The 15,701-nt window shown below is 43.6% G+C and carries 11 protein-coding genes; 9 read left to right on the top strand and 2 right to left on the bottom strand.

Going from position 1 to position 15,701, the window contains the following annotated elements:
* The first annotated feature begins 172 nt into the window (after positions 1–172).
* Positions 173–613 carry a DUF1934 domain-containing protein gene (locus ACWF5P_RS05890; protein ID WP_434168158.1) on the top strand — a complete coding sequence of 147 codons (441 nt, stop codon included), beginning with the start codon at positions 173–175 and terminating at the stop codon, positions 611–613.
* A gap of 3 nt (positions 614–616) precedes the next feature.
* The gene (gene argS, locus ACWF5P_RS05885) at positions 617–2,287 is read left to right on the top strand and encodes an arginine--tRNA ligase (protein WP_101223863.1); all 1,671 of its coding nucleotides are present in this window, start codon (positions 617–619) and stop codon (positions 2,285–2,287) included.
* Between the two features lie 49 nt (positions 2,288–2,336).
* Here the strand turns inward: argS and uvsE are convergent, their stop codons facing one another.
* Together uvsE and cls are read right to left on the bottom strand one after the other, a co-directional pair.
* Entirely contained in the window at positions 2,337–3,290 is a 954-nt protein-coding gene (gene uvsE / locus ACWF5P_RS05880; protein ID WP_101223862.1) for a UV DNA damage repair endonuclease UvsE, read from the bottom strand.
* Between the two features lie 29 nt (positions 3,291–3,319).
* Entirely contained in the window at positions 3,320–4,522 is a 1,203-nt protein-coding gene (cls, locus tag ACWF5P_RS05875) for a cardiolipin synthase (RefSeq protein WP_434168157.1), read from the bottom strand.
* Positions 4,523–4,815: 293 nt separating this feature from the next.
* On the opposite strand from cls, the gene ACWF5P_RS05870 reads away from it, so the two are divergent.
* The 7 genes from ACWF5P_RS05870 (at position 4,816) to icmF (ending at position 15,603) form a co-directional block, all read left to right on the top strand.
* Positions 4,816–6,945 (top strand): heterodisulfide reductase-related iron-sulfur binding cluster, encoded by a 2,130-nt coding sequence (locus tag ACWF5P_RS05870; RefSeq protein WP_452444718.1) that lies wholly within the window; start codon positions 4,816–4,818, stop codon positions 6,943–6,945.
* A 200-nt stretch (positions 6,946–7,145) separates the two neighbouring features.
* On the top strand, positions 7,146–8,336 hold the full coding sequence (locus ACWF5P_RS05865; RefSeq protein ID WP_402943295.1) for an acetyl-CoA C-acetyltransferase: 1,191 nt from the start codon (positions 7,146–7,148) through the stop codon (positions 8,334–8,336).
* A 36-nt stretch (positions 8,337–8,372) separates the two neighbouring features.
* Entirely contained in the window at positions 8,373–9,224 is an 852-nt protein-coding gene (locus tag ACWF5P_RS05860) for a 3-hydroxybutyryl-CoA dehydrogenase (RefSeq protein WP_434168156.1), read from the top strand.
* 34 nt (positions 9,225–9,258) lie between these two features.
* A complete protein-coding gene (locus ACWF5P_RS05855; protein WP_452444710.1) occupies positions 9,259–10,395 on the top strand; it encodes an acyl-CoA dehydrogenase in 1,137 nt (378 codons plus the stop codon).
* Between the two features lie 27 nt (positions 10,396–10,422).
* Entirely contained in the window at positions 10,423–11,562 is a 1,140-nt protein-coding gene (locus ACWF5P_RS05850; RefSeq protein ID WP_101223858.1) for an acyl-CoA dehydrogenase, read from the top strand.
* 112 nt (positions 11,563–11,674) lie between these two features.
* Positions 11,675–12,325 (top strand): TetR/AcrR family transcriptional regulator, encoded by a 651-nt coding sequence (locus ACWF5P_RS05845; protein WP_101223857.1) that lies wholly within the window; start codon positions 11,675–11,677, stop codon positions 12,323–12,325.
* Between the two features lie 11 nt (positions 12,326–12,336).
* The gene (gene icmF / locus ACWF5P_RS05840; RefSeq protein ID WP_452444709.1) at positions 12,337–15,603 is read left to right on the top strand and encodes a fused isobutyryl-CoA mutase/GTPase IcmF; all 3,267 of its coding nucleotides are present in this window, start codon (positions 12,337–12,339) and stop codon (positions 15,601–15,603) included.
* The last annotated feature ends 98 nt before the right edge of the window (positions 15,604–15,701 follow it).

Raw genomic sequence — 15,701 nt, 5'->3', positions numbered from 1 at the left:
GCCCCGATGAGTCATTATTGTGTTAAATTCAAATGAATTGCAACAACATGATTTCGACAGTTTATCCTCACTTTTTTTGATTTACACTTTATTTTCCGCTCCAAGTTGAAACTTCCTTGAAGAATATTTATACTTATAAAGTTAAGAACGACATGATGAAGGAAGTGTAGCTTTGACTCTTCATGATATAGATAAGCAAGCGATTAAAGTGTCTTTACAGACAAAAATCAAGCACGGCTCAGAAACGGAAACGTATGAGCTGGTCACATTTGGTACAAAAATGTATAAAGGTGCAGATTTATATTTGCAATATAAAGAGGAAAATGAAGCCGGTCAAACACAAACGACCATCAAGCACAAACTGGATGAAACGATCCTGCTTAGAAATGGTGCCATTAAAATGAGGCAGCTTTTCCGCCTGAAGGAAGCGACAAATGGACATTACGAAAGTATATATGGCAGGTTAGGGTTACGGACGACAGCGAAGAAGATACATCATCAATGGGATGAGCAGACCAAACAAGGGAAACTCGTCCTTAAATATACGTTACATATGCAGGGAAGCGAACCCGGTCAATATGAGATGACGATTTCCTACAAGGAGGAAGCATAGCGAATGAATATAGTAAAAGAGGTACAGGAAAAACTGAAAGAAGAGATTAAAGCGGCAGTCATTAAAGCTGGTTTAGCAACGGAAGAGCAGATTCCAAATGTTGTATTGGAGCTGCCAAGAGATAAGACACATGGAGATTATTCCACGAATATGGCCATGCAATTAACGAAGATTGCAAGGAAAGCACCAAAGATGATAGCAGAGGCAATCATCGAAAACTTTGACAACTCAAAAGCATCCATCGAAAAAATTGAAATTGCAGGACCAGGTTTCATCAACTTCTACATGAATAATGCCTATTTGACAGAATTGGTTCCGGTCATTTTGAAAGTGGATGAAGCATATGGGGAAAGTGACTTTGGAAAAGGGGAAAAAATCCAAGTGGAGTTCGTTTCCGCGAATCCAACCGGTGATCTCCATCTTGGTCATGCACGTGGTGCAGCAGTAGGTGATACGCTATGTAATATCCTCTCTAAAGCAGGTTACGATGTTTCACGTGAATACTATATCAATGATGCAGGAAACCAAATCAATAATTTGGCCATTTCCATAGAAGCCCGCTATTTCCAGGCACTTGGCCTCGAAAAGGATATGCCTGAGGGCGGTTATCATGGCGAAGATATCATTGGCATCGGTAAGACGCTTGCAAGTGAATATGGGGATAAATATGTAAATGCCGATGAGAAGGAACGTTTTGAATTTTTCCGTGAGTACGGCTTGAAATACGAAATGGAAAAACTGAAAACGGACTTGGGTAATTTCCGTGTCGGTTTTGATGTATGGTACTCCGAAACATCCCTCTATCAAGACGGTAAAATTGATGAAGCACTTAAAGTGTTGAGGGAAAGGGGCCATGTTTACGAGGAAGATGGTGCTACATGGTTCCGCTCTACGGAATTAGGCGATGATAAAGACCGGGTGCTTATTAAACAGGATGGGTCTTACACATATTTGACACCGGATATTGCTTATCACCGTAATAAATTGGAACGCGGCTTTGAAACACTGATCAATATCTGGGGTGCAGATCACCACGGCTATATCCCGCGTATGAAAGCGGCTATCGAAGCATTAGGGTACAATCGCGAGCAGCTTGAAGTCGAAATCATCCAGCTTGTACACCTGTACAAGGATGGCGAGAAAATGAAGATGAGCAAGCGTACAGGTAAAGCAGTTACGATGCGTGACCTTATTGATGAAGTAGGTCTGGATGCAACACGGTATTTCTTTGCGATGAGAAGTGCGGATACTCATATGGACTTCGACTTGGATCTTGCGGTCTCACAATCCAATGAAAACCCGGTTTATTATGCACAGTATGCCCACGCCCGTATTTCCAGCATTTTGCGCCAAGGTGTGGAACAAGGGATCAGCTATGAAGGAGTAACTGATTTCTCTGCCCTATCTACTGAAAAAGAAGTGGAACTTTTGAAGAAATTAGGAGAATTCCCGCAGGCAATAGCGGAAGCAGCCGAAAAAAGGATGCCTCACCGCATGACGAATTATATATATGACCTGGCTTCTACATTCCACAGTTTCTATAATGCAGATAAGGTTCTGGATGTTGAAGAGATGGAAAGAAGTAAGGCACGTCTAGGACTGGTCAAATCCGTCCAAATTACTTTAAAGAATGCATTGGCCATCATCGGGGTTTCGGCACCGGAAAAAATGTAATGGAAAAAGCGGCTGTTTCTTGCGAAACAGCCGCTTTTTTTTAGGTTAATTAACACTCGACGGCACCGCCGCTCACCCTTTTTACACCACGAACCTTAGCTATATCTTCAATCAGCTGCAGCATCGCCCGGTCCTTCATCTTGGCCTCGATCATGAAATCAACGTCCTGTCCAAGATCCTTAAGCACTTTAAAGAGGGGCATGATGAACTCCAAATCGATATAATCTGCATGTGAGCGAAATTCACCTGCCGATTTTGGGGAGGAAATATGAATCTTTGGTACCGCCCCTGCCTGACTCCAAGTGGTGAACACCTCGGTAAGCAGCTCGTTAAGCGGCTCATCTGAAAGGTTTGCGAGATGATGGTGGTAATCGAATACAAGTGGGATGCCCTCCCTCTTACATACACCCAGGGTTTCAGATGCTGTATAGGTTTTATCATCATTCTCCAAAGTCATTCTTTCCTTGACGTGCATAGGCAGCGATTTAAGGTTGTCATGAACCCTTACAAGGGCGGACTCTTTATCACCATAAGCTCCACCGACATGGATATTGATGAAAGAGGTGTCCGCTATGCCCATTGCATCAAGCATTTTATAATGGAACTCCATATCTTTTACGGCATTTTGTGTAATCTCGGGTTTTGGGCTGGTAAATAGCGTAAACTGATTTGGATGAAAGCTGAGCCTCATCTTGTGTGCAGTGGCCCAATCGCCAAGCTGTTTCCACTCTTTTTTAAAAGGAGTAACGAAATCCCATTCTATTTCGGGGTGTGTGGCTAAAGGAACAATGGAACTGGACATCCGGTATATTTCAATTTGGTGTGCCGTGTTATATTGAAGGACTCTTAAGGTATTTTCAATGTTCTGCCTGGTCACATCTAGGAGTTTTTCCTTTCCTTTTTCTGGGCCAAGTGTGCTATATCTCTTGAAAGTAAGTGTCTTAGCCGGAGAAGCTTCCCATAAACAGGTGGCATTGGATACGAATCCAAATCTAATTTTCATTATATTTTTTCTCCTTGAGCAACAGGTTGTCAAAGAAAAGGAGAAAGGAGGGAAGCCAGCGATTCTTTTGCTGAACGGACTACATTCATGCTGGAAAGCTCGTCCCCGTTTAGCGGCTTGGATTCGGCCAGGTCCACTGCCAATTCCTTTTCTACATCTTTTATAAATGTCCGGTCAAATATGATGCAGTTTATTTCACTATTTAAAAAACAACTGCGTTTATCAAAATTAGCCGTACCGATATCACACATTATATCATCGATCAGTATCACTTTAGAATGGTAGAACCCTCTTTGAAATTGCATGATTTCAGCCCCGTCTTTTATTAGTACCCGGAAATAGGGAAAAGAAGCTTCCTTGACAAGGGAGTGGTCTGAAATTTCAGGTACGATGACCGTAACGGAAACATTGCGTGCAAGTGCTTCCCTTAATTCTTGAAATAAAGTTTCACTGGGAATGAAGTATGGAGTCCCGATAATGATTTTCTTAGTGGCTTGACGAATCATGTGTGTCAATGACTGTTCAAGATCACTGCCATTCGTGACGAAAACCTGATGTGCCTGCGTCCCGGGAGTCAATGTCGGGAAATAGGCAGGTGCTCCTCTGTAATCCTCATTTGTATCATAGAACCAATCCGAAAGAAAGACTTCCTGAAGGTCCTTTACACCCTCACCGGTCATTTTTAAATGGTAATCTCTCCATGGGTTCAGCTTCTCCCCCTGGTTTATATACTCCTTACCGATATTAAAGCCGCCAAGATAGCCAATTTTTCCGTCTATCACCGTAATCTTACGGTGGTTTCTTTTTTGTATTGTATAGAAAAGGAAGGGGAGCTTTGGTTTAAAGCTGAAAGAAAAATGAACACCGCTTTCAGTCAGCTCCTGAATGGTTTGACGGGACATCTTTTTACTTCCTATCCAATCGACTAAAAGCCGCACTTCCACGCCCGCTTCCGCTTTTGACTGCAGTAACTTCAAAAAGTCCTTACTGAATTTATCATTTTTTACTATATAAAAAAGGATATGGATGGAATCCTGAGCTTGCCTGACTTCCTCAATATAATCTTCAAACAGGATTTTCCCTGATGTGAATACAGTCATTTCGCTTTTCCGAGGCGGATATTTAATGTTGGTTGCGTGCTTCAAATAACGCTTATGCCCTACCTTAAGATCAACCCAGCACCAAGAGAAGATCAATAAAAATATAGAGGCAATCGTAGTGATTATCTTCAAAAAAAATCCCCCCTAAATGATTATATTTAGTTTGGCTCTAATTCCCTGTCAGTAACCATTAAAAAGCGGAGAAAGGGTCCTCATTTTTTCAGAATGAAGAAGGGTAATACACAGAATTGTCGAATTATATAATCAAGTAACCGAAAAATTAAATTGATTTAGAAAGAAAAAAGTTGACTGAATGCTCATTCATTATATAATGGAGTTAATCAAATTTCAGAAAAATGCCAAATTTCCCATAATGGTTCCTGGCATTTTACAATTTACTAAAGAGGGGGAAAGACTGCATGGAAATGAATGGCCTACTGTGGATCAACTTAGTTGCATTCCTGCTTGTAACCGCTTACGCCGCCGGTTTATTTGTCTATTTGATAAAGACTCGTATAGCTTATATAAAACTTGGCAAAAAAGTGGAATTCGATAACCGTGTGAAAGATCGTCTTGTTAAAATTGGGGTTTATGTATTTGGACAGAAGAAGCTCTTTAAAGATAAAAAGAGCGGGATCATTCATGCCTTGTTATTTTATGGTTTCATCTTAGTGCAATTTGGCGCACTTGACTTTTTCGTTAAAGGCTTAAGACCGGGGTGGCATTTACCGTTTGGCCCTGTTTATCCGGCCTTTACTTTCTTCCAGGAAATTGTGACGCTTACCGTTCTTGTTGCAATCCTATGGGCGGCATACCGTCGTTATGTCGAAAAGCTCGTTCGCTTGAAAAGGGATTTCAAAGCAGGCCTGGTTGTCATCTTCATTACCGGAATCATGATTACCGTATTGCTGGGAAATGGAATGGGAATGATCTGGCATGGACACGATGCAACTTGGTCAGAGCCAGTCGCATCAAGCATCGCTTTCCTATTCGGCTGGATGGGGACAACAGCGGCAACCGTCGTTTTTTATGTAGCTTGGTGGATGCATTTACTGATCATATTATCTTTCCTTGTTTATATCCCGCAATCTAAGCACGCTCACTTGATTGCCGGTCCGATAAATGTATTCCTGAATCGCCTGGACAATCCCGGGAAATTGAAACCGGTAGATTTGGAAGAAGAGATTCTCGACAAAGAAGGAAATCAATATTATGGTGCCAAATATATCGAAGACTTGACGCAATATCAAATGGTGGACCTCTATGCCTGTGTGGAGTGCGGGCGCTGTACGAATATGTGCCCTGCTACAGGTACCGGTAAAATGCTGTCACCGATGGATATCATAATCAAGATGCGTGACCATTTAACAAATACAGGCGCTGCCGTTACTACGAAGCAGCCATGGGTGCCATCTTTTGTTTTTGGGAATACGAAAGGAAATAAGATCGCTTTGGCTGGTGCCGCGCAGGGGGCGCAGGAATCAGCTGCAGCAACAGAAGCTTACAGTCCGAGCCTGATTGGCGAAGTCATTACGGAAGAAGAACTTTGGGCTTGTACCACATGCCGGAACTGTGAAGATCAATGCCCGGTAATGAATGAACATGTTGACAAAATCATCGATATGCGCCGTTATCTAGTGTTGACGGAAGGCAGACTTGATCCTGATGCGCAACGTGCCATGACGAATATTGAGCGTCAAGGGAACCCGTGGGGACTGAATCGTAAAGAGAGAGAAGATTGGCGAAGCCTTCGGGAAGATGTCAGCATCCCAACCGTAAAGGAATTAAAAAAGGCAGACGAAGAATTCGAGTATTTATTTTGGGTGGGTTCAATGGGGTCGTATGATAACCGGAGCCAGAAGATTGCCCTTTCCTTTGCTAAATTGTTGAATGAAGCAGGCGTTAAATTTGCAATTCTCGGAAATAAGGAGAAAAACTCAGGGGATACTCCGCGTCGATTGGGTAATGAGTTTGTTTTCCAGGAGCTTGCAATGAAAAATATAGAAGAATTCCAGAAGAATGAAATCAGGAAAATCGTTACGATCGATCCGCATGCATACAATATCTTTAAGAATGAGTATCCGGATTTTGGCTTGGAAGCTGAAGTGTATCACCATACTGAATTGTTAGCCAAACTTGTCAGTGAAGGCAGGTTGGTCCCTCAGTATCCTGTTAATGAGACGATTACATTCCACGATTCCTGTTACTTGGGAAGGTACAATGAAGTTTACAGCCCGCCGCGTGAAATCTTGCAATCCATTGCTGGTGTGAAACTTATTGAAATGGAGCGTAACCGTGAAAAGGGTATGTGCTGTGGAGCAGGAGGCGGTTTGATGTGGATGGAAGAGGAAACAGGAAATCGCATTAATGTGGCCCGTACCGAACAAGCTCTGGCCGTCAGTCCAACAGTGATCAGTTCAGGATGTCCTTATTGCCTGACCATGCTATCCGATGGGACGAAAGCAAAAGAGGTTGAGGAAAATGTTAAAACGTATGATGTAGCAGAACTGCTCGAAAAAGCGGTCATTGGTGAAAACAAATCGATTGCCTCTTAATTTAAATTGAATTGCCTGCTTCTTTTATAAAAGATGAAACAAAAGGGAGCAGGCAATTTTTTTCAATATTTATAAACTAAATATTTTCATTTTTGAGAAAAATGTGTAATATATTATAATATTAAGCGCTTACAAAACTATTTTTTTAACTCCAAATTGAGCGAGCGTTCAATCAATGTTACTTATAGGGGGAAATAATGATGGCGAAAACAGTGATTATTAGCGGTGTGAGAACACCTTTTGGTAAATTTGGCGGTGGCCTTAGCAGTTTGACGGCATCACAACTTGGTGGAATAGCAATCAAAGAGGCACTTGTTCGGGCAGGGATTGAAGGCAGCCAAGTAGATGAGGTCATCATGGGGAATGTGCTTCAGGCTGGCCAAGGCCAAATACCGTCCCGCCAGGCAGCCCGCCATGCTGGATTGCCATGGGAAGTGAAAACGGAAACCATTAATAAAGTATGCGCATCAGGACTTCGCAGTGTGACATTGGCTGATCAGATCATTCGTTTAGGTGAAGAAGAAATCATTGTTGCAGGCGGAATGGAATCGATGAGCAATGCTCCTTATATCCTTCCGAAAGCAAGGTGGGGCCTAAGGATGGGTGATGGAGAGCTTAAGGATACGATGATTTCGGATGGACTTAGCTGCAGCTTTACGGGCGTGCATATGGGGACTTACGGAAACAGTACTGCCGAGGACCTTGAAATCACCCGTGAGGAACAGGATAGCTGGGCTTACGAAAGTCATCAAAAAGCGATAAAAGCAATCGATGGCGGTATCCTTGCAGAAGAAATCATTTCCGTACAGGTGCCTGTGCGGAAAGGCGAGCCAATTACCGTTGAACATGATGAAGCCCCAAGAAAAGATACCTCTGCCGGGAAGTTAGCTAAATTAGGTCCAGCTTTCAGTAATGAGGGGACCATTACGGCAGGTAATGCACCAGGTGTCAATGATGGGGCAGGTGCACTCGTATTGATGAGTGAGGAACGTGCGGAAAAGGAAGGGAAAACGCCTTTTGCCTATATTTTAGCTCATGCAGAAGTGGCAGTGGAAGCAAAGGACTTCCCTAAAACGCCAGGTTTGGTCATAAATGAACTCCTGAAGAAGACAGGTAAATCGATAGAGGAAATTGATTTGTTTGAAGTGAACGAAGCATTTGCTGCGGTTGCGCTGGCCAGTGGGAAAATTGCCAACATCGAGCCGGGAAAAGTGAATGTAAACGGAGGGGCTGTAGCATTAGGTCACCCGATCGGGGCGAGTGGTGCCCGCATCATCATTACGCTGATGCATGAACTGAAACGCCGCGGAGGGGGATTGGGCATCGCAGCGATCTGCAGTGGCGGCGGTCAGGGAGATGCCATTTTAATTGAAGTGCCTAAGCAAGGATAATAGTTTCATAGATAGATACATGAGGAGGGATTTTTCATGGGCATTCAAAAAGTGATGGTCATTGGTGCTGGACAGATGGGATCTGGCATTGCCCAGGTCTGTGCAATGAGCGGTTATGAAGTTCTTTTACATGATTTAAAAGATGAATATGTAGAAAAGGGGTTAGGGACAATTACCAAGAACCTTTCCCGGCAGGTTGAAAAAGGAAAAATGGAAGCTGAAGAAAAAGGTGCAATCCTTTCCCGGCTGACTTCATCGACGGATTTAAATAATGCGGCTGTGGTGGATTTAGTGATTGAAGCTGCAGTTGAAAACATGGAAATAAAAACAAAAATATTCGCCGATTTGGATGAAATCACGCCACAACACGTCATTCTTGCATCCAATACTTCTTCGCTTCCGATTACCGAGATAGCCGCTGCCACGAAAAGGCCGGAAAAGGTAATTGGCATGCACTTTATGAACCCCGTTCCAGTCATGAAGCTGGTTGAGATCATCCGTGGCCTGGCTACAGCGGATGAGGTTTATAAAGAAGTTGAAGAGATGGCTGAATCCTTGAACAAGGTACCGGTGGAAGTTAATGATTTTCCAGGTTTTGTAGCGAACCGGATTTTGATGCCGATGATCAATGAGGCCATCTATACCCTTTATGAAGGCGTCGCCACTAAAGAGGCGATTGACGACGTGATGAAGCTGGGAATGAACCATCCGATGGGCCCGCTTACGCTAGCTGACTTCATTGGACTGGACACATGCCTGTATATAATGGAAACGCTTCACCAAGGTCTCGGAGACGATAAATACCGACCGTGTCCGCTGTTAAGGAAATATGTAAAGGCTGGATGGCTAGGCAAGAAATCAGGACGGGGCTTTTACGAATATAACTAATCTTAGAAAGATGTGCAGCTAGGGAGGGATAAGGATGGATTTCAAGTTTACAGAAGAACAGGAAATGATGCGGAAAATGGTAAGCGCTTTTGCGGAGAATGAGATTACCCCTCATATCGAGGCAATGGAAACAGGCGTGTTTCCAAAAACGATTCTGCAAAAAATGGGTAAGCTTGGTTTGATGGGAATCCCGATTTCAGAAGAATACGGTGGCGCGGGTATGGACTTCATGTCTTATATCATCGCCATCAATGAGATTTCCAAAGTTAGTCCAACTCTCGGTGTCATACTGTCCGTTCATACTTCTGTTGGAACAAATCCAATCGTTTATTTTGGAACGGAAGAGCAGAAGCGGAAGTATGTGCCTAAGTTAGCCGCTGGTATATATTTAGGCGCCTTTTGCTTGACTGAGCAAAGCTCAGGTTCCGATGCTGCGAGTTTGAAATCGAAGGCAGTGGCAGTAAAGGAAGACGGAAGATATCGAATAAATGGGTCCAAGGTTTTTATCACCAATGGCGGGGAAGCGGATGTATTCATTGTTTTTGCTTCAACCGACCCTCAGAAGGGAAGCAAGGGAATCTCTGCTTTTATTGTAGAAAAAGGGACGCCAGGCTTAATCATCGGTAAAGATGAACGTAAAATGGGCCTTCATGGCTCGAGCACCGTACAGGTGACGTTCGAGGATATGAAAGTGCCTGCAGCCAATCTCCTTGGAAAAGAAGGAGAAGGCTTTAAGATCGCAATGGCCAACTTGGATGCTGGAAGGATAGGCATTGCTGCTCAAGCGCTGGGAATTGCAGAAGGCGCCATGGAACATGCTGTCAAATATGCAAAAGACAGAGTTCAATTCGGCAAACCTATTGCAGCACAACAGGGGATTGGTTTCAAGCTTGCTGAAATGGCAACGAGTATAGAAGCTTCAAGGTTACTTGTCTATCGAGCGGCGTATTTACGCTCACAGGGATTGAAGTGCGGTAAAGAGGCGGCAATGGCTAAGCTATTCGCTTCGAGGACGGCTGTTGATGTGGCGATAGAAGCAGTCCAGGTGTTCGGAGGCTATGGATACACGATGGAATATCCTGTCGAACGCTATTTCAGGGATGCAAAGGTAACTGAAATTTATGAGGGTACCAGCGAAATACAGAGGATGGTCATCAGTAAGAATCTCTAATTTACGAAATGCTTAGGAGGCATAGACATGCAATTTAAACTAACGGAAGAACATGAAATGATCAGGAAAATGGTGCGCGATTTTGCCCAGAATGAAGTGGCTCCGACAGCTGCCGAGAGGGATGAAGAAGAACGATTCGACCGTGAAATCTTCGATAAAATGGCCGAACTTGGATTGACTGGGATTCCTTGGCCTGAGGAATACGGCGGTATTGGAAGTGATTATTTAGCGTATTGCATAGCGATTGAGGAACTTTCCCGCGTTTGCGCTTCCACTGGGGTGACTTTATCAGCCCATACTTCCCTTGCAGGATGGCCAATATATAAGTTTGGATCTGAAGAGCAAAAACAAAAATACCTTCGTCCAATGGCACAGGGTGAAAAAATCGGTGCATATGGGCTGACCGAGCCTAGCTCAGGCTCTGATGCAGGCGGTATGAGAACGACTGCTAAGCTTGTAGGTGATGAATATATTATCAGCGGTTCAAAAATCTTCATTACGAACGGCGGGATTGCGGATACATATGTCGTCTTTGCATTGACGGATCCAGAATCCAAACAAAAAGGAACGAGTGCCTTTATCGTTGAAAAGGACTTCCCGGGTTTTAGTGTCGGCAAAAAAGAGAAGAAGCTTGGAATCCGTTCATCACCGACCACGGAAATCATTTTTGATGAATGCCGAGTGCCTAAAGAAAATCTCCTTGGAAAAGAAGGAGAGGGCTTTAAAATAGCGATGATGACGCTAGATGGCGGCCGTAATGGGATTGCAGCCCAGGCAGTGGGCATAGCCCAAGGTGCATTGGATGCCGCAGTTGATTATGCAAAAGAGCGCGTCCAATTCGGCAAGCCGATTTCTGCACAGCAAGGAATCGGTTTTAAATTGGCGGATATGGCAACGGGTGTTGAAGCTTCAAGGCTATTAACCTATCAGGCTGCCTGGTTGGAATCAGTGGGCCTTCCTTATGGAAAAGAGTCGGCCATGTCCAAACTTTTTGCTGGAGATACAGCCATGAAAGTGACGACAGAAGCAGTGCAGGTCTTTGGAGGTTATGGATATACAAAGGATTATCCTGTAGAACGGTATATGCGTGATGCGAAAATCACCCAAATCTATGAAGGTACACAGGAAATTCAAAAGCTGGTCATCTCACGGATGATTACTAAATAGGATTGAAATTGAGGTTTTCCGATGAGGCATTGCCTTTACCGGAATTCCCTTTTCAATTTCTTTAGAATGTCTTTGGCAATTAAATGATGGGCTTTTTAAAAGGAGTTTGAAAATGGAAAAAAGAGAGGTTCTTGCATCTGTAAAGGATGAACGCCTGGTTGAAAAAAGGCGTACACAAATGATTAAAGGGGCGGTGACCCTTTTTAAGGAAAAGGGATTTCATCGTACGACTACCAGGGAAATTGCCAAAGCGGCCGGCTTTAGTATCGGCACGTTATACGAGTATATCCGAACAAAGGAAGATATATTATATCTCGTTTGCGACTTTATCTACGATGAAGTACAGGAAAAGCTTCAGAAAGAAATAGATCAGAGCGATGGGACACTTGAAAGCTTGAAGCTTACGATCGCCTATTTTTATAAAGTGATGGATGATATGCAGGACGAAGTGCTGGTCATGTATCAAGAGGTGAAGGCACTGACGAAAGATGCTTTACCTTATGTATTGAATAAAGAACTTCGGATGGTCGGCATGTTTGAAAAGGTGATTACGAAATGTGTTGAGAATGGGGAGCTATCGTTGACGGCAAAACAAATAAGCCTTGTTTCTCATAATATTTTCGTTCAGGGACAAATGTGGAGTTTTAGAAGATGGGCTTTACACAAAGAGTATACGCTTCAAGAATATGTTGAACTGCAGACGCAATTATTGATTCAAAATATATCGCTTCAGAAAAATACTGAGTTAAATTCGTTTCAATAAGGAGGAGCTCAATGGGTACAGTTGAGGTGTATAAACCGAAGAACCATATTAGATTCGTTACTGCTTCGAGTTTATTTGATGGACATGATGCATCTATCAATATTATGAGGAGAATCCTTCAGTCCAGCGGTGCAGAAGTCATTCATCTAGGTCATAATCGTTCGGTGGAAGAGATCGTGAATGCGGCCATCCAGGAAGATGTTCAAGGCATAGCCATGTCATCTTACCAAGGCGGACATGTGGAATATTTTAAATATATGTATGACCTGCTGAAGGAAAAGGGAGCCGGGCACATTCGTATTTTTGCCGGCGGCGGCGGGGTCATCATCCCAAGGGAAATTAAAGAACTCCATGATTATGGGATAGCCCGGATCTTTTCTCCTGATGAAGGGCGGGAATATGGGCTTCAAGGAATGATAAACGTATTGATGGAGGAGTGTGATTTCTCGACAGTCAAACCATCTTTACAGGAACGTTTTGATGAATTGGTTGCTGGGGGAACAAATGCCATTGCCCAATTCATTACCTTTGCCGAAAACAGACTCGATGCTTCACAGGAATCAGCGGCAGCGGTTGAGAGTCTTTTTGAGCAGATCAAGACTTCCGAAAAGAAGGTTCCTGTTCTAGGGATTACGGGAACTGGCGGTGCTGGAAAAAGTTCATTGACTGATGAATTGATACGAAGGTTCATTAACGAAATACCAGACGAGAGAGTTGCCATTTTATCTGTAGACCCGACCAAACAGAAAACGGGCGGTGCCCTGCTTGGTGACAGGATTAGAATGAACTCGATTTTTTCAGAGCGTGTTTATATGCGGAGCCTGGCCACGCGTCATTCAAAAAGTGAGTTGTCTTTGGCGATAAAAGATGCCATTTCAGTCGTGAAGGCAGCTGGCTTCGATTTAATCATCGTTGAAACGAGCGGAATTGGTCAGGGAGATGCAGAAATTGCTGAGATATGCGATGTATCCATGTATGTAATGACGAGTGAATTCGGAGCACCTTCGCAACTTGAAAAAATCGATATGATTGATTATGCAGACTTGATAGTCATTAACAAATACGAGCGCAAAGGCTCAGAGGATGCAAAAAACCAAGTTCAAAAGCAATACCAAAGAAGCCGTACACTTTTCGATCAAGATCCATCTGAAATGCCGGTATACGGTACCATCGCTTCTCAATTCAATGATCCAGGCACCAATGCATTATTCGCTGCACTGATTGAAAAGCTTAATGAAAAATCAGGGACGGTTTGGAGTACCGCCTTTTCGAAGGAAGCGGATGTTTACAAGCAAAATGTCATCATCCCTACTGACCGTCGGTATTATTTACGTGAAATCAGTGATACGGTCAGATCTTATCATAAGCGTGCGGCTGAACAAGTACGTATTGCCCGCAGGCTTTTCCAGCTTGAAGGAGCAATTGAAGCAATTAAGGAAAATGATAACAACGAAGATATGGTGGCTTCTTTAGAAAAACTGAAAAAGGAAACCGCTTCGAATTTATCACCTGAATCTAAAAAAATACTTTCTGGATGGATGGAATTAAAAGAAAAGTATGCAGGAGAGCAGTTTGTAACGAAAGTCAGGGATAAAGAAATCGTCACAAAGCTGAAAACTAAAAGTTTATCAGGTTTAATGATTCCGAGAGTGTCACTGCCTAAATATGTGGATTATGGAGAGATCTTAGGATGGGTATTCCGAGAGAACGTTCCGGGCTTCTTTCCTTACACAGCGGGAGTCTTTCCATTCAAGCGTGAAGGAGAGGACCCGAAGCGGCAATTTGCCGGTGAAGGATCACCCGACCGAACCAACAGGCGTTTTCATTATTTGTCAAAGGATGATAATGCAAAACGGCTAAGTACGGCTTTCGATTCGGTAACTTTATATGGCGAGGATCCCGATCACCGGCCTGATATCTATGGAAAGGTAGGGGAAAGCGGAGTCAGCATCTGTACGTTGGATGACATGAAAAAGCTGTATGCAGGCTTTGACCTTTGCCACCCCTCAACCTCTGTATCGATGACCATCAATGGACCGGCACCAATCATTTTGGCCATGTACATGAATACGGCAGTCGATCAGCAGATTCAACGGAAAGAAGAAGAGTTATGCCGTCCCCTTACGGACGCAGAAGCTGAAGAAGTGCAGGCTTATACCCTTCAAACGGTACGCGGAACTGTTCAAGCGGATATTCTGAAAGAGGACCAAGGTCAGAATACTTGCATCTTCTCTACGGAATTTGCTTTAAGGCTAATGGGGGACATTCAAGCATATTTCATTGATCGAAAAGTCAGGAACTACTACTCTGTATCCATTTCCGGCTATCACATTGCAGAAGCGGGTGCCAATCCCATTTCACAGCTTGCTTTTACATTAGCGAATGGCTTTACTTACATCGAATATTATTTAAGTCGCGGAATGAATATTGATGACTTTGCCCCGAATTTGTCGTTCTTCTTCTCAAATGGGCTCGACCCGGAATATACGGTTATCGGGAGAGTGGCAAGAAGGATTTGGGCTACGGTCATGCGGGATAAATATGGTGCGAACGACCGCAGCCAGAAGCTCAAATACCATATACAGACTTCAGGGCGCTCACTTCATGCGCAAGAAATTGATTTCAATGATATCAGAACGACACTTCAGGCTTTAATGGCGCTGCAGGACAACTGTAATTCCTTGCATACTAATGCGTACGATGAAGCCATCACGACGCCTACTGAAGAGTCCGTGCGCCGGGCAATGGCCATACAAATGATCATTACAAAGGAGCATGGGCTCTCAAAAAATGAAAACCCGATGCAAGGAGCCTTCATCGTAGAGGAATTGACGGATCTCGTTGAAGAGGCCGTACTGCAAGAGTTCGATCGCATCAATGATCGGGGCGGTGTGCTGGGTGCAATGGAGACGCAGTATCAGCGCGGGAAAATCCAGGATGAATCGATGCATTACGAAATGAAAAAGCATACGGGAGAATTGCCGATCATCGGTGTCAACACGTATTTGAATCCAAATCCTCCTTCCGAAGAAGCGGTGAACAGCATGGAAATTGCCCGTGCAACAAAGGAAGAAAAGGAAGGGCAAATCATAAATCTCCGGGCATTCCAAGAAAGAAATAAGGAGTTCACGGATGAGGCGCTAACTAAACTGAAATTGGCAGCCATGAATGGGGAAAATATCTTTGCTGAACTCATGAACTGCGTCAGAGTGGCCAGTCTTGGTCAGATAACGAGGGCGCTATATGATGTAGGCGGTCAATATCGAAGGAATATGTAAACTGAGAAGGGGCTCCGAACGTTTAGGGGCCTCTTTTTTAAATAATTTCCGCATTTTTTAACAAAATGAAGATTTTACCTTATAATTATTTGGAAAAG

It is taken from the genome of Peribacillus sp. NPDC055009 (assembly GCF_053608705.1).
This window is presented reverse-complemented; position numbering and strand designations above follow the sequence as displayed.

Bases quoted from the DNA above. Each gene is read 5' to 3' on its own strand.
- ACWF5P_RS05845 (WP_101223857.1), top strand. From the start codon at position 11,675: ATGGAAAAAAGAGAGGTTCTTGCATCTGTAAAGGATGAACGCCTGGTT.
- ACWF5P_RS05855 (WP_452444710.1), top strand. From the start codon at position 9,259: ATGGATTTCAAGTTTACAGAAGAACAGGAAATGATGCGGAAAATGGTA.
- uvsE (WP_101223862.1), bottom strand. From the start codon at position 3,290: ATGAAAATTAGATTTGGATTCGTATCCAATGCCACCTGTTTATGGGAA.
- ACWF5P_RS05865 (WP_402943295.1), top strand. From the start codon at position 7,146: ATGGCGAAAACAGTGATTATTAGCGGTGTGAGAACACCTTTTGGTAAA.
- ACWF5P_RS05870 (WP_452444718.1), top strand. From the start codon at position 4,816: ATGAATGGCCTACTGTGGATCAACTTAGTTGCATTCCTGCTTGTAACC.
- icmF (WP_452444709.1), top strand. From the start codon at position 12,337: ATGGGTACAGTTGAGGTGTATAAACCGAAGAACCATATTAGATTCGTT.
- ACWF5P_RS05850 (WP_101223858.1), top strand. From the start codon at position 10,423: ATGCAATTTAAACTAACGGAAGAACATGAAATGATCAGGAAAATGGTG.
- ACWF5P_RS05860 (WP_434168156.1), top strand. From the start codon at position 8,373: ATGGGCATTCAAAAAGTGATGGTCATTGGTGCTGGACAGATGGGATCT.
- argS (WP_101223863.1), top strand. From the start codon at position 617: ATGAATATAGTAAAAGAGGTACAGGAAAAACTGAAAGAAGAGATTAAA.